At 63.0% G+C, this 20,855-nt stretch carries 19 protein-coding genes; 16 read left to right on the top strand and 3 right to left on the bottom strand.

The genetic code is table 11. The annotated features are described in order from the left end of the window. Window positions 1–90: 90 nt before the first annotated feature. The 7 genes from U1R88_RS12615 (at window position 91) to U1R88_RS12585 (ending at window position 5,099) form a co-directional block, all read left to right on the top strand. Entirely contained in the window at window positions 91–423 is a 333-nt protein-coding gene (locus tag U1R88_RS12615) for a BufA1 family periplasmic bufferin-type metallophore (RefSeq protein WP_322431528.1), read from the top strand. Window positions 424–519: 96 nt separating this feature from the next. Then, complete coding sequence (gene bufB, locus U1R88_RS12610; RefSeq protein ID WP_322431526.1) at window positions 520–1,383, top strand: MNIO family bufferin maturase; 864 nt, start codon at window positions 520–522, stop codon at window positions 1,381–1,383. Between the two features lie 128 nt (window positions 1,384–1,511). Then, window positions 1,512–2,390 carry a hypothetical protein gene (locus U1R88_RS12605; RefSeq protein ID WP_322431525.1) on the top strand — a complete coding sequence of 293 codons (879 nt, stop codon included), beginning with the start codon at window positions 1,512–1,514 and terminating at the stop codon, window positions 2,388–2,390. Beyond that, the gene (locus U1R88_RS12600; protein WP_322431524.1) at window positions 2,387–3,211 is read left to right on the top strand and encodes an HvfC/BufC N-terminal domain-containing protein; all 825 of its coding nucleotides are present in this window, start codon (window positions 2,387–2,389) and stop codon (window positions 3,209–3,211) included. Before U1R88_RS12605 ends, U1R88_RS12600 begins: the two co-directional genes overlap by 4 nt. Continuing rightward, window positions 3,208–3,717, top strand: coding sequence for a DoxX family protein (locus U1R88_RS12595; RefSeq protein ID WP_322431523.1), 510 nt, complete (start codon window positions 3,208–3,210; stop codon window positions 3,715–3,717). The genes U1R88_RS12600 and U1R88_RS12595 overlap by 4 nt, the downstream gene beginning before the upstream one ends. A 75-nt stretch (window positions 3,718–3,792) precedes the next feature. Next, window positions 3,793–4,443: a sigma-70 family RNA polymerase sigma factor gene (locus U1R88_RS12590; protein WP_322431522.1), complete on the top strand. Its 651-nt coding sequence runs from the start codon at window positions 3,793–3,795 to the stop codon at window positions 4,441–4,443. Then, window positions 4,443–5,099, top strand: coding sequence for a DUF1109 domain-containing protein (locus U1R88_RS12585; RefSeq protein WP_322431521.1), 657 nt, complete (start codon window positions 4,443–4,445; stop codon window positions 5,097–5,099). The genes U1R88_RS12590 and U1R88_RS12585 overlap by 1 nt, the downstream gene beginning before the upstream one ends. Before the next feature lie 366 nt (window positions 5,100–5,465). Here U1R88_RS12585 and U1R88_RS12580 read toward each other — a convergent pair whose 3' ends face one another. Next, a complete protein-coding gene (locus U1R88_RS12580) occupies window positions 5,466–6,371 on the bottom strand; it encodes a LysR family transcriptional regulator (protein WP_322431520.1) in 906 nt (301 codons plus the stop codon). Window positions 6,372–6,484: 113 nt separating this feature from the next. On the opposite strand from U1R88_RS12580, the gene U1R88_RS12575 reads away from it, so the two are divergent. From U1R88_RS12575 to U1R88_RS12560, 4 genes are all read left to right on the top strand, one after another. Next, window positions 6,485–6,907, top strand: a complete 423-nt coding sequence (locus U1R88_RS12575) for a DoxX family protein (protein ID WP_322431519.1) — start codon at window positions 6,485–6,487, stop codon at window positions 6,905–6,907. A 45-nt stretch (window positions 6,908–6,952) separates the two neighbouring features. After that, entirely contained in the window at window positions 6,953–7,825 is an 873-nt protein-coding gene (locus U1R88_RS12570; RefSeq protein ID WP_322431518.1) for an NmrA family NAD(P)-binding protein, read from the top strand. A gap of 1,617 nt (window positions 7,826–9,442) precedes the next feature. Further along, window positions 9,443–10,084 carry a methyltransferase domain-containing protein gene (locus U1R88_RS12565; protein WP_322431517.1) on the top strand — a complete coding sequence of 214 codons (642 nt, stop codon included), beginning with the start codon at window positions 9,443–9,445 and terminating at the stop codon, window positions 10,082–10,084. Window positions 10,085–10,282: 198 nt separating this feature from the next. Next, window positions 10,283–11,689 carry a purine-cytosine permease family protein gene (locus tag U1R88_RS12560; protein ID WP_322431516.1) on the top strand — a complete coding sequence of 469 codons (1,407 nt, stop codon included), beginning with the start codon at window positions 10,283–10,285 and terminating at the stop codon, window positions 11,687–11,689. Window positions 11,690–11,701: 12 nt separating this feature from the next. Here the strand turns inward: U1R88_RS12560 and U1R88_RS12555 are convergent, their stop codons facing one another. Then, the gene (locus U1R88_RS12555; protein ID WP_322431515.1) at window positions 11,702–12,610 is read right to left on the bottom strand and encodes a LysR family transcriptional regulator; all 909 of its coding nucleotides are present in this window, start codon (window positions 12,608–12,610) and stop codon (window positions 11,702–11,704) included. A 165-nt stretch (window positions 12,611–12,775) separates the two neighbouring features. On the opposite strand from U1R88_RS12555, the gene U1R88_RS12550 reads away from it, so the two are divergent. The 3 genes from U1R88_RS12550 to U1R88_RS12540 are packed head-to-tail and all read left to right on the top strand — an operon-like array spanning window position 12,776 to window position 15,019. Beyond that, entirely contained in the window at window positions 12,776–13,441 is a 666-nt protein-coding gene (locus U1R88_RS12550) for a DsbA family protein (protein ID WP_322431513.1), read from the top strand. 26 nt (window positions 13,442–13,467) lie between these two features. After that, entirely contained in the window at window positions 13,468–14,364 is an 897-nt protein-coding gene (locus U1R88_RS12545) for an MBL fold metallo-hydrolase (RefSeq protein WP_322431512.1), read from the top strand. A 46-nt stretch (window positions 14,365–14,410) separates the two neighbouring features. Next, window positions 14,411–15,019, top strand: a complete 609-nt coding sequence (locus U1R88_RS12540) for an NAD(P)-dependent oxidoreductase (protein WP_322431511.1) — start codon at window positions 14,411–14,413, stop codon at window positions 15,017–15,019. Between the two features lie 304 nt (window positions 15,020–15,323). Here U1R88_RS12540 and U1R88_RS12535 read toward each other — a convergent pair whose 3' ends face one another. Next, on the bottom strand, window positions 15,324–16,496 hold the full coding sequence (locus tag U1R88_RS12535) for a polysaccharide biosynthesis/export family protein (RefSeq protein ID WP_068292814.1): 1,173 nt from the start codon (window positions 16,494–16,496) through the stop codon (window positions 15,324–15,326). 723 nt (window positions 16,497–17,219) lie between these two features. On the opposite strand from U1R88_RS12535, the gene U1R88_RS12530 reads away from it, so the two are divergent. Beyond that, window positions 17,220–19,403, top strand: a complete 2,184-nt coding sequence (locus U1R88_RS12530; protein WP_322431510.1) for a capsule polysaccharide biogenesis protein — start codon at window positions 17,220–17,222, stop codon at window positions 19,401–19,403. Continuing rightward, the gene (locus U1R88_RS12525; RefSeq protein ID WP_322431509.1) at window positions 19,387–20,718 is read left to right on the top strand and encodes a glycosyltransferase family 4 protein; all 1,332 of its coding nucleotides are present in this window, start codon (window positions 19,387–19,389) and stop codon (window positions 20,716–20,718) included. Before U1R88_RS12530 ends, U1R88_RS12525 begins: the two co-directional genes overlap by 17 nt. The last annotated feature ends 137 nt before the right edge of the window (window positions 20,719–20,855 follow it).

Genomic DNA, 20,855 nt, shown 5'->3' with positions numbered 1-20,855 from the left:
TCACAACGAACCACCTTACAGGCGCGCCAAAGCGGCCGCCATCCCGCCAGCCACAACGGATGTGCTGGCTTAACTTTCAGGAGAACCAACATGTCCGATCGTCTGATGTCTACGCTGGTAGCCGGTGCCTTCGCGGCTGCCTTCGGCACGCTTGCCGTCGCTCCCGCCAGTGCGCAGGATTTCTCGGCACAGCAGAAGAAAATCCAGGCCGACAACACCGTGAAGGTGAAATCCGGCAAGGTCGAGCCCTGCTTCGGCGTCGCGCTCAAGGGCCAGAACGACTGCTATGCGGGCGCCGGCACGACCTGCGCGGGCACCAGCACCGCCAACTATCAGGGCAATGCGTTCAAGCTGGTGCCGACCGGCACCTGCACGACCGTCTCCACGCCGAACGGAATGGGCAGCCTCAAGCCCAAGGCCTGATTGCTGCTCGGCCGGGCCTCAAAGGCCCGGCCGTCCCCTGAAACGGTCAAGGTGAACGCCATGCCAGAACGGACCTTCAAATCCTCGCAGACAACGATGCCGAAACGCGCCGGCGTCGGCCTGAAGGCCGAGCACTACCGGACGATCATGGAGAAGTCCCCCGATATCGGCTTCTTCGAGGTCCATGCCGAGAACTACATGGGCGCGGGCGGGCCGCCGCATCGCTACCTCACCGCGATCCGCGAGCGTTATCCGCTTTCGCTGCACGGCGTCGGCCTATCGATCGGCGCGGATCGGCCTTTGGACCAGGGCCATCTGGCGCGCCTGAAACAGTTGATTGATCGCTATTCCCCGGCGCTGTTCTCGGAGCATCTTGCATGGTCCAGCCATGACGTCGGCTTCCTGAACGACCTGCTTCCTTTGCCCTATACGGACGAGACTCTGGTGCGCGTCGTGGAGCATGTCGACCAGGTGCAGGACGTGCTCGGACGCCAGATGTTGCTGGAGAATCCATCCACCTATCTGGCCTTCATCGAGAGTACCTGGTCAGAGACCGACTTCATTGCCGAGATTGTAAGGCGAACCGGCTGTGGCCTGCTGCTGGATGTCAACAACGTCCACGTTGCCTGCACCAATCAGGAATGGAGCCCGATCGCCTACCTCGACGCCTATCCACTTTCCCATGTGCAGGAAATCCATCTCGCCGGCTTCGCGCCCGACGCCGATGAGGAAGGACGTCCCCTCCTGATCGATGCCCATGACCGACCGGTCGAAGAAATCGTCTGGGGGCTGTTCGCCCATACGATCGCGCGCATCGGTCCGGTTCCCACCCTGATCGAGTGGGACGCGAACCTACCTGATTGGCCGACACTGAAGGCCGAGGCGGAGCGCGCCGAACTGATGATGGTCGACATCGATCGCGTGCAGCGCCGGGCACCCGCCCTGATCCACGCACGCTAATTCTCGGAGGAGCTCATATGCTGGCGCGGAGAGTTGCGATCTATTATGCTTGGAGCCGGCCGGATGAGACCGGAGCTCCGCTCGACATCATCGAGAACCGGTTTCCGGCGCTCTTCGAGAGCCGCCGTATGCTCTTTCCACGGTTCGAGGAATTGAGCGATCCGTCACGCTTCGAGCAGGGCATCGCGGGTTTCCTCGATCACATCATGAAGCAGAACTTCGCTGCGTTCGCGAATCTGGGAGAAGCGATTACCGGGCATCCGGTTGTCGAGATTGAGCGCGTCGGCGGCGATGGCCGGCTCGTCCCGCTCGGGTCCGAGGTCCTCGAAGACATCGACACGCTCCTTATCATCAGTTTCGACTCGCTGCGGACCGATCAGCAGGCGAGCCAGGTCGAAATCGATTTCGTCCGCTCGTTTCTCTCCGCGCCGGATCACCTCCTATTCGTCGGCCCGCATCACGACATCGGCGAAGAAGAGGCGGACTCGCATGAGGAGGTAGTCGCGCGGCAAGTCGCCGACTTTCTACATCATGGCGACAAGACCATTCCGCCGCGACAGGGATTTGGCGGCTTCGGACGTTCTCTGCTCGCCGGCCTGGATGTCCCCGTTCATAACAGGTTCGGACTGCGCCCCGCCTCGGAACCGGATGGCAGGCCATCGCCAATCGACGCCGATGCCTCTCTTGACCGCCTTCATCTGCTCTCGGGCGTGAGCACCTTCAATCTTCACCCCCACCTGCCGCACTTCGAGCGCATGGGCGAGGCGATCACGAAACTCGACGTGCTGGCGCGCCAGAAGATCGATCTTGCGGCTCCGCCCCATCCCTTCACGGCTGACGGCCGCACCTCTTTCGACGCACTGCTGCAGTCGAAGCCCGACACGTTTGCCGGCACGCTGCTGGTTGGCGACGCGACCCTTTGGAGTTCGACGGCCGGCGGCGTCGACAGCCTTCGCGCCTTCTGGACCAACGTCGTTCAGCGTCCCCATCGAGGAGATCGCCCATGATCGGCTCGATTGGTACAAATTCCGCCGTCGGCGGGTTCGCCGACCGACAGGCTGACTTCGTCAGGGCGCTCCTTGACCCGCACAAGCCGGCTCCCGCCGGTCTGGTCGGTCCCGACGGACGGCCGAGCGAGATGCGTTTCGCCGTCTATCGCAACAATGTCGTCGTCGGGCTGATCGAGACCCTGAAGGCCGCTTATCCGGTGGTTCATCGCCTGGTCGGCGAGGAGTTTTTCGCCGCCATGGCGCGACTGTACGTGATGACGGAGCCGCCGGCCTCCCCGATCATGCTCGATTATGGCGCCGGCTTTCCCACCTTCATCGGGCGCTTCGAGCCTGCCGCCGTGCTTGCCTATCTCCCCGATGTCGCGCGTCTCGAGCGGGCGTGGGTCGAGGCCTATCACGCGGCCGAAGCATCGCCGCTGCCGTCGTCCGCCCTCGGTCGCGTGCCGCCGGGCGATGTCCCTGCGCTGCGGCTCGTCCTGCATCCGTCCGTCCGCACCGTAAGATCTGTCTTTCCCATCGTGGGCATCTGGCAGGCAAACACCGACGGCAACAGCGTCGGCAGTATCGATCTCGACGACAGCGAAGATGACGCGCTTGTCGTTCGTCCCGAGGCGGAGGTCGAGATTCGGCGTCTGCCGGCGGGCGCCTCTGCATTCATCGAGGCCCTGCAGGCGAGTTCATCAATCGTAGACGCCGCGAAAGAGGCGCTGATTGCCAACCCGCGCTTCGATCTCGCGGATGCGCTGCGAGGCATGGTCGAGGCAAACATGATCGTCGGCTACAACATGCAGCCGGCCCCATCGATGGAGGTTGCATGAACACGAGACCGACACCGCTGGGCGGAGCTGCTGCAATTGTCCGTTACGTGCTTGTCCGGATCGAAGCGATTGCGCGGCACATCGCGCCTCCGTTGTTGCGCATTGCCTTGGCGCTTCCCTTCCTTCGCTCCGGCCTCACGCGATGGGACGGCTTCCTGTCCCTCTCGCTGGGAACACAATTCCTGTTCGAGGAGCAGTTCAAGCTGCATGTCTTCGGGGGAGAGTATGCGCTTCCAGCACCTGACCAGTTAGCGCTGGCAACGGCGATCGCTGAGATCGTGCTTCCCACCCTGCTGATCATCGGTCTCGGAACGCGCCTTGCCGCGCTCGGCCTGCTGGTCATGACGGGCGTGATCCAGTTGGTGTTTCCCGACGGCTGGGCCAATTTCCACTTGTACTGGACAGCTTTGGCAACAAGTATCCTGGCCATTGGTCCTGGTGTAGTCTCCATTGACCGCTGGATCTCTAAACGCGATGTTCGATTTTGTTCGCCGGGGGCAAGATGATAATGGACCGCAACCTCCATATCGGGTCCCAGGGCGATTGTTTGCTTGCATCCGCAGCCTTCGGGAGTTGGCGCGATGCAAGATGATGGGCGGCGGCGTCTGACACTGGTGGCCTCGGATGGCGAGGCGACAGGAGAAAAAGCGAAGCGCACGCCGCGGGATTCGGAGGCTGCTTCTTCGCGTGATCTCGACTGGACAATTCTCATGGCGCGCGCCCAGGACGGCGATACGGTCGCCTACCTGCGCCTTCTCCAGGAGATTACACCCTATCTCAGGTCACTGGTCAGGCGATGGCACAAGGACCATTGGGACATCGAAGATACAGTGCAGGACATATTGCTGACCCTTCATTCGATCCGGCACACCTACGATCCCGCACGGCCGTTCGGTCCCTGGCTGGTCGGCATCGCCAATCGTCGCGCCATAGATCGATTGCGTCGACGTGGCCGGCAGGCGTTACGCGAGGCGCCGCTTACCGCCGAGCATGAGGCAACCGCCACAGCGTCCGACGACAACGAGAATGTGCTCGACAAGCATCGCCTGAACGAGGCCCTCGGTGGCCTGCCGCCGATCCAAAGGACGGCTGTCGATCTCCTCAAGCTGAAGGAAATGTCGCTGAAGGAAGCCTCCGATGCGACAGGATTGTCCATCGCGTCGCTGAAAATGGCGACCCATCGGGCGCTCCGCAATTTGCGGACCTTGCTCTCGGATCGGAGGGATTCTTGATGGACACGTCTGATCTGATCCGCTCCCTCGCCACCAACGCCCCACCGGTCCGACGCCTTCGTCCACCGCTGGTTCGCGCCGTTGGATGGCTCCTTCTTGCCGCCGTGATCATGGGCCTCATGACGGTCAGCCACGGTGTGCGGCCGCAATTTACCGAGCGCATGCAGGATGCCGTGTTCGCCATCAACATGATCTCGTCGCTCATGACCGGCGTTCTTGCGACAATCGCCACTTTCTTCGTCAGCTTGCCGGACCGGTCCCGTCGATGGCTTCTTTTGCCCGCCCCGGCGCTCGTCGTCTGGCTGTCGACGATCGGCTATCAGTGCTTCGCGGGCTGGGTGCCTGTGCCGCCAGGCGCAGTCACCGTTGAGGCCGCATCCGGTTGCCTCGCCACGCTTGTGCTGACCAGCCTGCCTCTGTCGCTGCTGATGCTGGCGATGCTGCGCTACGCGGCGGCACTACGGCCCACATCGGTCATTCTGATGGGAAGCCTCGCGGTCTCGGCGATCACCGCGACGGCCCTGTCGATGTTCCATCCGCTTGATGCCACCGCGATGGTTCTCGGGTGGAACCTCGGTACGGCGGTTCTATTCCTCGCAGGCGCTGCAATCTTCAGCCGGAAGGTGTCGAACACGGCAAGTGGGAAGAGAGATTGAGTGACGGCGATTGCTCCCATTGCTTGGGAGGCTAGCGTAGACGTAGTGCTCATCTTCGTCGGGCGTGGCCCGCCAGCCCCGCCGATTCTACGCCATGGCGCGATATTCTGCGCGATAACTACTCATTCACCGCCGATTGCCGCATGGCCGGCCAACAGCATTTCCAATAACACGCCGACCTGCTGCAAGGGCGGGAATCGCCTAGTTCTTGCCGTTTGGCGGGCATCGACGGCTCCTGATAGCGGCCGTTTGTTGTCGTCCGATGCAGGGGTTGCGATAATCCGACAGTGTTGCATTCGCTGGACCGTCGACGCCGGCACAACTTCAGGACGTTGATTTCGAGGGCAGCACTAAGATCTCGTCCTGCTATTCCAGATATGGCGTCAGCACCTCTTCAATCCACTTCATGAATGCGCGCACTCGGCGCGACAGATTGCTCCGGTGTGCTACGATGAGGGACACGGGGAGCGCCCGGCGACGAAAATCGGGCATGATTTCCACAAGCGCTCCGCTCCTGAAGTATTGGCCAATCCCCAAGAGCGGCGCCTGAATCAGGCCAAGGCCGGCGAGGGCAGCAGCGTCGTAGGTCTGCGCGCTGTTGACGTGCAGCGCACCTGGCAACTGAAGCGTCGCGTAGCTGTCGCCGTCTGGATATTCCCATCCATGGGGTCTTGCGCCCAGCATCGTCGAAAAATGAACTGTCCGATGCTGCTGACGCTGGAGATCTTCTAGCGATCGAGGGATGCCATAGCGCGCCAGATAAGCGGGACTGGCAGCGTTCACCATACGCAACAGGCCAAGCTGGCGGGCAACCAGCGTTTCGTCCCTGATGGGGCCAAGCCGCAATACACAGTCGAACCCCTCTTGAACCAGATCGACTTGTCGATCCGTACTCGAGATTTCCAGCTCCAGCTCGGGGTGAGCGGCCATGAAGTCAGGCAAGGCCGGCACGATCGTTGTGCGCGCCACCTCGGTCGGAAGATCGACCCGTAAACGCCCGCGGAGTGCCACGCGATCGCCTGCAAACATCGAGTGCAGGTCATCGACTTCAGCAAGCAGATCGCGGGCACGGGAATGAAATGCGCGCCCGTCCTCCGTCAACTGCACGCTGCGCGTCGTCCGGTGCAGGAGCCTAACACCGACATCTTCTTCCAGCTTCCGGACCGCCGTGGAGGCCCGCCCCTTTTGGATGCCTAGGCTATCGGCCGCGCGGGTGAAGCTCCCCATTTCGGCGACCGTTATGAATATGAGGATGGGTTCTAGATTTTGCATTTTCACGCCTTAATATTATTTCACGCAGAAAGAACAGTGCGTTCATTTTGGCGTTGTTTATCATACATGAGAGACACAGTAGCCTCCGGAATATGAGGTCTCCATCGGAGAAAGTGTCCGAAACCATGAAACTGCATCAGGTGCCGAAAGCTGTGACGTTGCATCGTGCCCTGTGGGCCGGCCGGATAATGAGCGCGCTTGTCGTTATCGCTCTGGTGGCAGACGGCACTATTCAGCTTTTCGCGCCGGCGCAGATCGCGAGCATGTTGCAGGAAACCGGGTTCGCGATGGATCTGACCCAAGTTGTCGGTCCGTTCATACTCGCCTGCGCCATCCTCTACGCCATCCCGGCCACCGCCGTCCTCGGCGCGATCCTGGTGACGGGTTTTTTGGGAGGCGCGATCTGCGCCCATGTCCGCATCGGTGAGCTGGGGTCGCCGCCGGAAATCATTTCTCTGCTTCTGGGCGCGATGACTTGGGGCGGCCTCTATCTGCGCGATCCCCGTATCCGGGCCATTCTACCGCTCGTTCATTGAACCAACCGGGGCAGTGCTCTGTCCCTCAACATCAGGAGAAAACGCATGTTTTTAGTAGTGGGAATCACGGGAAACGTGGGCGGCGCGACGGCAAGGCATTTGCTAGCGCAAGGCAAAAAGGTGCGCGCACTGGTCCGCGATCGCGAGAAGGCGGTTAACTGGGCGAACCAGGGCGTGGAGCTGGTTGACGGCGATTGGAATGATTCGGCAGCCATCGAGCGAGCGCTCAAAGGCGTCGAAGGCGCGTTCGTCATGTTGCCTCCGGTCTGGGCGCCGTCGCCCGATTACAAGGAAGCAAAGGGCGTGATTGCAAACTATGTCGAGGCACTCACCAAGGCAGCGCCGCCGCGAGTGGTTGCGCTTTCGTCAATGGGTGCGAACAGAACCAGCGGGCATGGGGTGATCACGGCCTTGTCGCTTCTGGAGCAAGGTTTTCGCGACCTGATATCGCCAGTCGCATTTGTGCGCGCAGGCGGATTCTTCGAAAACTTTCTTTTCGGCCTGCAGGTCGCGCAGGGCGGAACGCTACCGGTCTTCTACAATCCGACAAACCGGAAATCGACCATGGTCGCGACGAACGACATCGGCGCGGAGTTCGCAACCCTTTTGACCGGGCCAGCGTGGTCAGGGCAGCGCATCGTCGAGATTGGTTCGATGGTCACTGCTGATGAAGTCGCGGAGCAATTGGGCGAAGTCCTGAATCTCGACGTGAAAGCCTTTGCAATCCCGCGTGCAGGGTGGGCGGAAGCGTTAGAGCAATTCGGCATCCCGAAGGGCCACAGCGGACCTGCCGAAGAAATGTACGAGGCCGTGAATGCGGGATGGATGGACCTCGGCGTCGAGGGAACAGAGCACGTAGCGGGGACAACGTCCGCACGCGACGTCTTCGCAGCGGCCCGGAAGGCTATGACGCCATGAACGGCGACGTTCACACCAAGGAATATCGAGACCAACGCGCGGGCGTTCCCCCGCGACGCTAAACGGAGCCAATCGCTACCGTTAGCGATTGGCTCCTATCCCATGTTCGGGTTCCAAAAGCCGCTGGTTGTCTAATCCCAAGACCCGGCCACTCAGAAAATGGCCAAAACCGCTGATGAACTGCGACAATTAGCACTGGAAGTAGTCGCACCGTGCGGCGTTAGAGAGCTATAGCGTATACGTAGTGCTCATCTTCGTCGGGCGTGGCCCGCCAACCATGTCTCGGTTCGTTCACTGATTGCCTCCCTCGCGCGGTATTAGCGCCCGCCACCAGGAAGCACAGTAAACCAACGCCTCCATGCGCCTGTTCGATACAGCCTGGTCATGTCTTGCAGACTTGCGCCATTCAGAATGGGCCAGCTTGCGCCCGTGGAACTCGCCGGCACGGCCGTGGTTTGGAACGCCCCGTGCTCGACATTCTCGTTTGTCACGCCTCAGCCCCTCCTATCGAACGGTATAATTCCTTTGTTGCGCAGGATTTCCTGCCAATGATCCGCGTAGCGATCAGCAAATGCCTCACGCTCACTTTTAGGCCGAGCAAAATATAGGTCGAGAAGCTCGCTAAAATCTCCGTCCCGCGTTTCTACTTGTTCCAACCAGTCAACCCAGTGCCCGATCTCATGCAGAAGGGTTCGATATAGCTGTGTGGAGCGTACAGCCTCAATTCGGCTAGAGATTATATGATTTCGACCTATCCGCTCGATGCCATGACCATCGGCGCGAAGCCTCTCGAGTTCATTCCGGTCTTCCCGACCCAGACTAATGGGCCATTTAAATATATCACTGACCTTGCAAGCTTCCAGAAATATTGCAGGCCCATTCCAACGGCCACGCCGGGGACTGAATGTGAACTCAGCAAGATAATAAAGCCTCCCCCATGCAGGATTTATTATTCGCGTCTTTCGAGTCGACTGCCGAAAGACAAAGGTACTTAGGCCCACCCAATCGGTACTGGGAATGTGTGAAAGCATGAACAGCACGTCTTCAACTGAGCAGGCATGTAGGAAGCCTCTATTAGGATGCTCGACGATGAATGTAACCTTTCTTCCATTCACTTCGTGGATCAGTTTTTCATGAGAGCCGATCTGCGCAGTGCTCCCGTGTTTCGAAGCGAAAAGCTGCGGAATGACCATCCGATTATTTTGTCCGTAGCCTTGCTTGGGCGTCCCGATGTTACGGTTCCGACGGGTAGGATTGTATGTCGATGACATGGTTGCCAAGTATAACATGGAAATATCGCCCAGTTTTGCAGTTCTACAACTTATGATCAACCATTAAACTTCCCACCAGGGATGGACGTCGGCGGCGACCTTAATGTTGGAGAGCTATCGCGTAGACATCGTTCTTCGTTTTATCGTTCCCGGCCGCCAGGGCCGATTGGCCCGGATCTCCTGATTGGAAATCTGGTTCGGCGCGCCAATCTCCAGATCGGCAGGGAAGCGTCGTGCCTGCCGGGAGGATATAGCCGGCCTGAAGGCTGCCCCACCTCGCTTCCGCCACGATCGGCCGTTTCAAATCACCGCGCTTGTGCTCCATCGGGGCGCAGAGAGGGGCAGCATGGTCGGAACCGTCGACAGTGCGCACTATTGGGACCGCGCCGCGCGCCGTTATGCGGCCAGCCCGGTCGCGGACCCGGCCGGCTATGAGCGTACGCTGGAACGGACAAGGGCCCTGCTGCAGCCGGGCGACCGGGTGCTGGAACTCGGATGCGGCACGGGCACGACAGCCCTGTGGCTCGCTGATGGCGTGCGCGACTATCTCGCCACCGATATTTCCGCCGGCATGATCGCGATCGCCGAGGAAAAATACGCCGCCGCTCCGGTCCCGGCGCTGACTTTCCGCGCCGCGACGGCTGAAGCCCTCGCACCCGGAGCCGAGCCGTTCAACGCCGTGCTCGGCTTCAACTATCTCCATCTGGTCCGCGACCTGCCCGGCACGCTGCACCTTATCCACGCCTTGCTGGCGCCGGAAGGCCTGTTCATCTCCAAAACCCCCTGTGTCGGGGAAATGAACGTGCTCATCCGGCTCGCCCTGCTGCCGGCAATGCGCCTGATCGGCCTCGCCCCCTATGCCGGCGTGTTCACGGAAGCCGAGCTGGATCGGCAGATCTCCGCCGCCGGCTTCGAGGTCCTTGCCTGCGAGAACCACGCCGGCAAGGGCAACGATCACCGCCCCTTTGTCGTCGCCCGCCGGCGCTGACGGCCGCCCGGACCTTCGCTCCACGAGTGCATGTCCTGAAGGCCGTCCTTGCGTGCCAAGCGCTGCCGGCCTCCGCTTCTCCGCGCGACAACCCACGCACAATCCCCCTTGACTCTCCCTTTTCTCGCGCGCATTGAAATAACTTGTATATACATATTATACCATAGCGTTTGCACATCAGCTCTTGGGAGGGGCGGCATGGCGGCAGAGACGGGCGCGATCGAGAAGCGGACGATCGACCGGATTCCGGAGGGCGAGCGGCATGGCTCCCCCTTCAACCAGTTCACCTTGTGGTTCGGCGCGAACCTGCAGATCACTGCGGTGGTCGACGGCGCGCTCTCGATCGTGTTCGGGGCCGAAGCGCTCACGGCCATCATCGGCCTGGCCATCGGCAACCTGCTCGGTGGCGCGGTGATGGCGCTGCATTCGGCGCAGGGCCCGCGGCTCGGCCTGCCGCAGATGATCTCCTCGCGTGCCCAGTTCGGCGTGAAGGGCGCCACTTTGCCACTCCTTCTCACCGTGGTGATGTATCTGGGCTTCGCCGCCACCGGCACCGTGCTCTCCGGCCAGGCCATCAACCTGATGTTCGGCGTGGAGAACCCGGCCTTCGGCATGGTCGCCTTCGGCGTCATTACGGTGATCGTCGCGGTGGTGGGCTACAATCTCATCCACATCATCGGCCGGATCGCCACGGTGGTCGGCATCCTCGGCTTTGCCTATCTCACCTTCAAACTGTTGGGGCAGTACAATGTCGCCGACGCTTTCGGCCAGAAGCCCTTCACCATGGCGACCTTCCTGCTCGCCATTGCGCTTGGCGCCGGCTGGCAGCTGACCTTCGCGCCCTATGTCGCCGATTATTCGCGCTACCTGCCCTCCTCCACCCCCGCTTCGGTCACCTTCTGGTCGACCCTGCTCGGCTCGGCCATCGGCGCCCAGATCGCCATGACCTTCGGCGCCGTGGTGGCGGCCCTGGGCGGCAAGTTCCTGGCCAACCAGGTCGGTTTCCTCGGCGAGCTCGCCGGGCCGGGCGTGGCCGTGTTGGTCTATATCGTCATCGTCACCAACAAGCTCACGGTGAACTGCCTCAACGCCTATGGCGGCTCGATGACCCTGCTCACCACGGTGAGCGCCTATGCCGGCCAGCGCAGTGTCTCGCAGGCGGCCCGCATGGCCTATATCGTGCTGTTCGTGGCCGGCTCTGTGGCGATCGCCCTGTTCGCCAGCGCCCACTTCCTCTCGGCCTTCAAGAACTTCATGCTGCTGCTGCTGGCCGTGTTCGTGCCCTGGAGCGCGGTGAACCTCGTCGACTACTATTTGATCTCCAAGGAGAAGGTGGACGTTCCCGCCCTCTACGATGCCTCGGGCCGCTACGGCGCCTATAACTGGACGGCGCTGGGCTGCTACCTCTTCGGCGTGCTGATCCAGATCCCCTTCCTGAACCAGGCGCTCTATGAAGGGCCGATTGCCAAGATGCTCGACGATGCCGACATCTCCTGGATCGTCAGCCTGGTGGTGACCTCGGTGGTCTACTACGCCCTGGCCCGGGGCGGCGCCAACGTCCCCAGCCAGATGATCCTGCCCGAGGACAAGCCAGCGCGGGCATGAGCGGCGCAATCCTCAGGGCTTACTCCGAGCCCGCTCAAGACCCTTGAGGATCTCCACGAACAAGCGCACCTTGGCCGGGCGGAAGCGCGCGGCCGGGTAGACGACATGGATGCCGCCTGCGGGCAGCGTCCAGTCGGCCAGCAGGCGGACGAGCCGGCCCGCGGCGATGTCGCCGGCGACCAGGAAATCCGGAAACACCGACAGGCCAGCCCCCGCCAGCACCATGGCGTAGGAAGTCGGCGTCTTGTCCGCATCGACGACGGCGGTGACCTCCACCGTCTCCCGCTCCCAGTCCCCTCGCGAGAACAGCCAGCGCGTCGGCATGCGCAAGGCATGGTTGGCGACGAAGGGCAGCCCCGCCAGCCCCTTGGGGTCGAGATCGGCCGGCAGGCGCGCGGCAAGCGCCGCTGAACAGACCAGATGCTGCTGGAAGGTGCCGAGCCGCTGGGCCTGGTTCGAGGAATCGGTGAGCCAGCCGACGCGCACGGCGACGTCGACCTGCGCATCCACCAGATCCACCACCGTATCGTCGAAGGCGACCTCGACCCGCATATGGGGATAGCGTTCGCGGAAGGCCGCGATGGCGGGCGCGACCACCGCCCCGCCATAGTCGATCTGCGCCGCGAGAGTGAGAGTGCCGGTCGGCTCCGCCGCGTTCCTGGAAATCTCCCCGAAGGCGGATTCGGCCTCGCGCAGGATCAGGGCAGCGCGATCATAGAAGACGCGCCCCGCCTCCGTCGCCTGCAGGCGACGGGTGGTGCGCAGGATCAGGGTGACGCCGAGTTCCTCCTCCAGCTTGCCGACCTGGTGGCTGACCACCGCCTTGGCGACGCCGAGCCTCTCCCCCGCCGCCGTAAAGGAGCCGGTCTCGATCACCGCGGTGAAGAAGGCCAGCCGGTTGAGATTGAGAAGCTCGGACATAGGCCTCCTGCACCTGAATATCTGCTCCCCCCCCTTGCTGATGGCGGACGAAGGGGACGCAAGTTCGATCACCCTTATTGTCCGATTCAATCAGACACTCTGTCAAATTGTTCGGGATTTTTCTCGAGAAATCGGCAGGCCATGTTTCGCGGCAGGGAAATTTCGATGTCCACGCCGCTTCCTTCCAGCCAGACTGCCAATGGGCAAGTCGTGACCTATCTGTTCGATCCGCTCTGCGGCTGGTGCTATGGCGCTGCCCCGATGCTGCAGCGCCTGCGCGCCGCCGGCGTCGCCGTCAGCCCTGTCCCGACCGGCCTGTTCACGGGGTCGGGCGCCCGGCCGATGGATGCGGGCTTTGCCGCCTATGCCTGGTCCAACGACCAGCGCATCGAACGCCTCACCGGCCAGCGTTTTACCGAAGCCTATCGCAATCAGGTGCTGGACGCCGAAGACAGCCTGTTCGATTCGGGGCCGGCCACGCTGGCGCTGACCGCCGTGGTCCTGGCCGAACCCGAGCGCGAACTCGACGCCCTCGCGGTCCTCCAGGCCGGGCGCTATGTCGAGGGCCGCGACACGACATCCCTGGCCTGCCTCGTCGCCATCCTGCGCGACGCGGGCTTCACGGCCGCTGCCGACCGCCTCGCCACGCCCGACGAAGCGCTACTCGCCGCCAACCGCGCCCGCATCGTCGAAGGGCGAGCCCTGATGGCCAGCCTCGGCGCCCAGGGCGTGCCGGCCCTCGTCGCCCAGCGCTACGGGCAGCAGCGGCTGATCGCCTCGAATGCCCTGTTCGGCAGTTTCGACAATCTCGTTTCCCACCTCAACGCCTGACGGCATCGACCGGAAAGACACGCCCCGTGATCAACAGACGCGACGCAATCAAGCTCACCGCCCTCTTCGGCGCCGGCGCCCTCTTCCCCCAGGCCTCGGCCGATGCCGCCGGCGGCAAGCTCGCCTGGCGCGCCTTCCAGGCCGACGAGGCGGGGTTCTCCCGCATGCCGGTGCTGCTGACGGGCCGAAAGGAAGCCATCCTGCTCGACGGCGGCTTCACCCTTTCGGACGGCCGCAAGCTGGCTGAAGCCATCAAGGCGAGCGGCAAGACGCTGACCACCATCTATGTAAGCTGCCCGGACCCGGACTATTATTTCTCGCTGCGCCCGGTGGTGGAGGCCTTCCCCGCCACCAAGGTGATCGCCAAGCCGGTGACGGTGGCCTCGATCAAGGCCAGCGTGCAGGGCAAGCTCGATGTCTGGGGCCCCAAGCTCGGCGACAACGGTCCGCGCAGCCTGGTCGAGGTGGTGATCCCCGCCCCGTCCGAGGCCACCGCACTCGATCTCGAGGGCCATCGCATCGAGATCGTCGAAGTGCCGGACATGCATGACCGGCGCTATCTGTGGGTGCCCAGCCTCAAGGCCGTGTTCGGCGGCGTGCTGGTCAGTTCCGGCGGCCATGTCTGGCTGGCCGATAATGCCGATGCCGCTTCCCGCGAGGCCTGGATCCGGGCGCTCGACGCCATCGCCGCCCGCAAACCCGGGATCGTGGTGCCGGCCCATCACGCCGAGGGCGCGCCGGAGGGCCTGGCCGCCGTCAAGTTTACCCACGACTATATCGCCGCCTTCAACCGCGAGGCCGACAAGGCCAAGGACAGCGCGGCGCTGATCGAGGCGATGAAGGCGCTCTATCCCAAGCTCGGCGGCCTCGACTCGCTCGACCTGAGCGCCAAGGTCGTCAAGGGCGAGATGAAATGGGGCTGACCGCCCCGCCTCACGCCAAGAACTCTTCAACCGAAAGGAAAGCCAGATGAAAATCGCCCTGATCGGCGCCACCGGCAATGCCGGCTCGCGCATCCTCGCCGAACTCGTCAGCCGCGGCCACGAGGTCACCGCCATCGTGCGCCACCCCGAAAAGGTGCCGGCCAATCCGAAGGTCACGGCCCGCAAGGGCGACGTGCACGACAAGGCCGGCCTGGCCACGCTGCTCGCCGGCCATGACGCCGTTGTTTCGAGCGTGCATTTCAGCGCGAGCGATCCCCATGCCCTGATCGAGGCGGTGCGCGCCTCCGGCGTGAAGCGCTATCTGGTGGTGGGCGGCGCCGGCAGCCTGGAAGTCGCGCCCGGTGTTACCCTGGTGTCGACGCCCGAATTCCCCGCCATCTACAAGGAAGAGGCTACCAAGGGCGCCGAATTCCTCGCCATTCTGCGCGGCGAGAAGGAGCTAGACTGGACCTTCCTCTCCCCCTCGGCCCTGTTCGTGCCGGGCGAGCGTACCGGTAAGTTCCGCCTGGGTGGCGACCAGCTTCTGACCAACGACAAGGGCAGCAGCATCTCCTTCGAGGACTATGCCATCGCGCTGGCCGACGAGATCGAAAAGCCGGCCCATAGCCGGGCGCGCTTCACCGTCGGTTACTGACGGGCGGGAACACTTTCCAGAAGCCGCGAGCAGCCTCGCCGCCGGAATTCGCAGGATCTGGCGGCAGTCTTGCCATTGCCGGGTTACCCGGGCACATCCGACGGCATTGCCGCCGACAGCCGGTGACACCCATGCGGGACGGCTGTCCGGATCGCCATGTCTTTGTCGAAAGTCCCCTATCGCACGAATGGCGTGCGCATGCCTTGCGGCCTGGCAGCAAACGGGTCCTCGCCTCCAAGACAAACACGCCCCGCCCTTTCGGGCGAGGCGTGCAAAAGAAGGACCTGTCGGTAAGACGGCGGACTCAGCGCCCGATCGACGAGAGATTGGCGCCGGCGCTGACGATGCCCACGCCCCCACCGATCATCTGCAGGAACTTGGCGAGATCGGTCGACGGTGCGTTCGAGATGTAGAGCACGTCCTTGTTGCGCATCAGGAAGCGCTGAGACCACAGGAAGGAACCCGGGTTCTTCATGTCGAGGCGATAGACCACGGGTACGCTGCCCGAGCGATAGCCGCCGGATGCCACGCCGCCCCTGAGTTCGCGATAGGCGGCCGCATCCTCATAGCGGAACACGAAAACGCCGCTGGCATCCGAGCGCGAATCGTTCAGGCCACCAGACTTGCCGATGGCTTCGGCGAGGGTGACCCTGTCGCTCGTGAACTCGATGGTGTCGTTCTTGCCGGTGGCGCCGAGCACCGTGAAGGTGCGCGGCTCGCGATAGATGAAGAGCTGATCATCCGCGCGCATATAGATGTTCTCACGCGGATTGGAGACCAGGGAAGTCAGGCTTTCCACGCCCGTGCGCGAACCGCGCGTCAGGCGGACGAAGAGGTCGTGGGCTGCGGCCCGTGGACCGCCGGCGAGGGCGATCGCGTCCAGCACGCGCGTGCCCTTGACGGCAAGGGGGAAGCGGCCGCCCTGGCCGACCTCACCGGAGACCGTGACGAGATTGGCGGCATTCTGGGTGAGGGTGACGAGCACCTGCGGCTCGATCGCCTTGGAGGACAGGGCGCTGACGATGGCCTGCCCGACCTGGGCCGGCGTACGGCCGGCGGCGACGACGCTGCCGGCATAGGGCACGTTGATGCGCCCGCCGCGATCGATCTGCTGGGCGGGCAGCTGCACGCTCTTGCTGCCGGCGCTGCCGGTGGCATCGGCAGTGCCGAACAGGCCGCCCGAACTCGCCTCGAAGATCGAGACCGACACCATGTCGCCGATACCCAGCGTCCCGCTCGACGGCGGGCCACCTGCGGCGAAGCTGCCAAGGAAGCCGGTCGGGCGATGCCGCGACAGCACCGCGACCGTTCCGGCGTTGACGTCGAAGATGGAATAGGGGCTGGCGACGCCGCGCGACTGCGCACCGCCATTCTGCTGACGGCTCAGAATGGTCTTGGCCGTGGGACCAGCATTCGGCAGGCTAGAACACGCCGCAAGGCTGGTGGTGATCAGGAGAATGATTGGAATACGCAACACTTCGGCATCACTCGCTTTTCAACGGCACCATATCTTTTTTCCCATCACTGACGGACCGGAACAAGTCTTGATGCTTTTCGTGGTAAAGATCTCTAGTCAGAAAGAGGTAACATTTGTCCAAACATCCGCTTCCGCCGAACTTTTCTCGCCAGTGCCGATGAAATGAACGTCACGACTCCGGACCCGAATCGACTTCCATCCAGCCCACCACGGAGACCTCATTCGCTCGGGCTAACCCACACTCCACGCTTTCCATCGCTCCTATATTTTCACTTCCGTTTCGGTCTCCCGAAAGGTAAGTAGGAACCATAGGGATTGGCGGAGGGCTCTGGCAGTGCCAACCGAAGGAGGCTGCATGGCAGCCCGCGCCAATTTGCAAAATTTCCGTGATAATGCAACAGAAATTGCGCCGCCGCCGGCAACCATATCGTCACGAAATCTACACATCAGATTCTCTTGTGAGAAACTCACTTTAATTCACCACCTAATTTTTTCCACTTTTATCAAAAGTAAAAAAAGGAATTCTTACAATATACTGATAATTGGTGACGAGGTTTTTGCTCGAACTCCCCAGAGGGACACCGCGACTGAGAACCATAACGGCTCAAAGTCTGCCGACGACACAAAGATTACTCCTTTAGTATTAGGGCACCTCTCTTTGCCGTCATCGTTTCCGCAAGCCTGTGCAGCTCCCTTCCGCTTGGAACGGCGACACGCCGCGTCTTGCAGGTCCATCTCCCGATCAAGGTCATCGATCCAGGCCATGGATCTTCTGATGCAGGCGCCCCTGCAACCATCTTCGAGACCGCCTTCCATCTCCGGCGCCTTGCACGCCAGGTTCGCCATGCCTTCTCCGGGGTCATGCTGATGGATCGGTCCTGGTTGCCACGCCCCGGCAGCGTCATCGGCCTGCCCTTGGTCACGCTGTTGCGTTTCCCGGATCTCGGCGAGTTGCTGCCGGAGTACCGGCTGGTGGCTCTGGAACAGGCGGGACGTGGAGTTGACGCCGTCGCCGGCTGGGGCCGCAAGCTGCCGGCCCGCTGGGCCAGACATGCAGCCGCCCGGCTGGCCCGCCCCTTTTTCACCCTGGAGGACGGCTTCCTGCGCTCCGTCGGCCTCGGCAAGGCCGGGGCGGCGGCTGTTTCGGTGGTGATGGACGACCTCGGCGTCTATTACGACGCCCGCACGCCGTCGCGGCTCGAGCACGAACTGGCACTGGGGAATTTTCACGAGACCCGGCCACGCGCCACCGCCCTACGTGACGAGATCGTGCATCGGCGGCTGACCAAATATAACCATCTGCCCGACAGGCCATTGGAGCTCGGGCCGCGCGGGCATCGCCGCATCCTGCTGGTCGAGCAGGTCGCAGGCGATCTGTCGATTGCCGGCGCCTGCGCCGACAGGACGAGCTTTGCCGCCATGCTGGCCGATGCCCTTGCGTTGCAGGACGCCGAGATCATCATCCGCTCGCACCCGGATGTGATGGCGGGCCGGGCCCAGGGCAGCTTCGCCGGCCTCGCGGCCGCCGCCCATCTGCGCCGGCTCGACGATGCTGTTTCGCCCCACGCCGTGCTCGATGAAGTCGATGAGGTCTGGACCGTGTCGAGCCAGCTCGGCTTCGACGCCCTTCTGCGTGGATTGCCGGTGCGGTGCTATGGCGTGCCCTTCTATGCGGGGTGGGGATTGAGCGAGGACCGGCCGGTGCTGGCCGGCGCGCGCGAGGCCCTGGCTCGCCGCCACGCGCGGGTCGGGAACCGGCTCGACATCGTCGACCTCGTCGACGCTGCCCTGATCCGCTACCCACTCTACGCCGATCCGATCACCGGCCGCGCCACCGGCCCTGAACAGGCGATCGCAAGGCTGCAGGGCTGGCGTGCCCATGCCGACCGGTGGCGCGGGGAGACCGAGGCTGTCGCCATCAAACTGCACAAACGGCCGATACTCCGGCGCTATTGCACCGCCCCGGGCGCCACGCTTCGCTTCAGCGCCACGGCGTCCGGCAAGGCGCGCCAGCTCAGCTGGGGCCTGTCGCCCTCTTCCGCCAGCGCGGCGGCGGTGATCGCGGTCGAGGACGGCTTCCTCAGATCGGTCGGACTCGGCTTTCCCGGCACCGTCCCGATCTCGCTGTGCTTCGATGCGAGCGGCATCTATTATGATGCAACCACCGCCAGCGATCTCGAGACTCTTCTGGAGACCGGCACTTTTCCCGCCGACCTCACCGAGCGCGCCACACGGCTGCGCCAGGCGATCCTGCAGGCGGGCCTGACCAAATATAATCTGCGCAGCGATGTGCCCGACGAGGTCCATCGGCAAGCAGGAGGACGCCGGCGCGTACTGGTGGCCGGGCAGGTGCCCGATGACCAATCCCTCAGGCTCGGCTTGCCCAGCCAGGCCAGCAATCTCGACTTTCTGCGTGCCGTCCGCTGCGAATGCGCCGACGCCTTCATCATTTTCAAGGAGCATCCCGATCTGGTGGCCGGCAAACGGCCCGGCCTGAGCGACCCGACCACCGCCGGCGCCCTGGCCGATCATCTGGCGGTGTCGGGGGATGCCGCGGCCTGGATCGATTTTGCCGACGAAGTGCATGTGCGCACCTCGCTGGCGGGGTTCGAAGCCTTGTTGCGGAACAAGCCCGTGACCTGCCACGGAGCCCCCTTCTTTGCCGGCTGGGGCCTGACGACCGACCGCGTCGCCATACCCCGCCGCACGCGGCGCCGCACGCTCGATGAATTGGTGGCTGCCGCCCTCATCCTTTATCCGAGCTATCTGCACCCCGTCCGGGGGCTGCCGATGGAAGCCGAAGATGCGGTGAACTGGCTGAGCACAGCGCGCCAGGCTCCCGCCGGCAAAACCAGCCCCTTGCGCCGAATCATACGTTGGTGGCCCCGCAATGCAGTTTCTTTTTGACGTATCGCGGCATCTGCGCCGGCTCATCCGCACCACTCCCACCGGCATCGATCGGGTCGATGCCGCCTATATCCGGCTCCTGCCCGATCTGGCCGGCGAGGTCTCCTTCGTCGCCAAGATGCCGGGCTTCAACGGTTTGCGGCGCGTCGACAAGCTTCTCCCGCCCACGGAAAATTCAGCCTGGCAAGGAGCCGATGTCGAAAAGGATCGGATCTACACCGATCTGGCCGATTATCTCGCCAGGCCGGTGTGGGCCTCCGAACGCGGCTGCCGGCGCTTGGCCGAAGCCAGCCGGACGGAACCTTCCGCCGCACGGGTAGCGCTCACCGGCATGCGGCAAGTCTTCGGTACGCGAGACTTGCCTCTCAATCTGCGCGGATCGGTCTATCTCAATACTTCCCATTCGGGCTTGGAAAACACTCTCAAAATTCAGGAAATGAAGCGGCGCGGGGCACGCATCGTCGCCATGCTGCATGACCTCATTCCCGTCGACTTCCCGGAGTTCTGCCGTGAAGGCGAGGCCGCCAAACATCATCGCCGCATGCTCTCCTTGCTGCAGCATGCCGACCTGATCATCGCCAACTCGGCTTATTCGCGCGATCGCTTCACCGCCTGGCTGGCGGCGGCCATCCCGCGCGGCGAGCATCGGCCTGCCGCGCCGCGCGTGGTGGTGGTGCCGCTGGCCGTCGAAAACGAATTCCTTACGCGCAGCGCCCTGCGCCCGCCCTCTTCGCAGATCCCCTATTTCGTCTGCCTCGGCACCATCGAGGCGCGCAAGAACCATGCTTTGCTGCTGCTGCTCTGGCGCCGTCTTGCCGAGAAGCTCGGCGCGGCCTGTCCGCGCCTGGTGCTGGTAGGACGGCGGGGCTGGAAGGTCGACCAGGTCCTGGACCTGTTGACCCACGCCGCCCCGCTGGCCCGCCATGTCGTGGAAGTCGCCGACCTCAGCGACCCCGCCGTCGCCTCCCTGATCGCCGGCGCGCACGGCATGGTACAGCCATCACTGGTAGAGGGTTTCGGACTGCCGATCCTGGAAGCCAATGCCCTCGGCGTGCCGGTGATCGCCTCCGACATTCCCGCCCATCGCGAGGTGGCCGAACTCGCAGGCCATCATGGCATCAGCCTGGTCGATCCCATCGACCTGCCGCAATGGATGGGTGCGGTGACGGCACTGGCTTCGGACCGCTTCGAGCTCAGCACCCGTGCCGCCCTCCCCACCTGGCGGGATCATGTGCAGCAAGCCCTCGATGTCGTGCGGGATCACTTCGAGCATGCAGTCTCAAAAAACAACTTCGCCAGCAGGAGTCCCGCCTGAGGCGAACCGCCGACTGACACTCTCTAACTTAACGACATTTCCCCATTCGCGATACTATTTTCTACTATATAACATCAGGCTTGCATAAAATTTCTTTGTGATCATTGCCAAATCATCTTATCGTGCAAAAACTCAAA

The organism is Labrys sedimenti, from assembly GCF_034424805.1.
Lineage (GTDB): Bacteria > Pseudomonadota > Alphaproteobacteria > Rhizobiales > Labraceae > Labrys > Labrys sedimenti.
The sequence above is the reverse complement of the archived record's forward strand: the minus strand, read 5'-3'. Positions and strand labels throughout refer to the sequence as shown.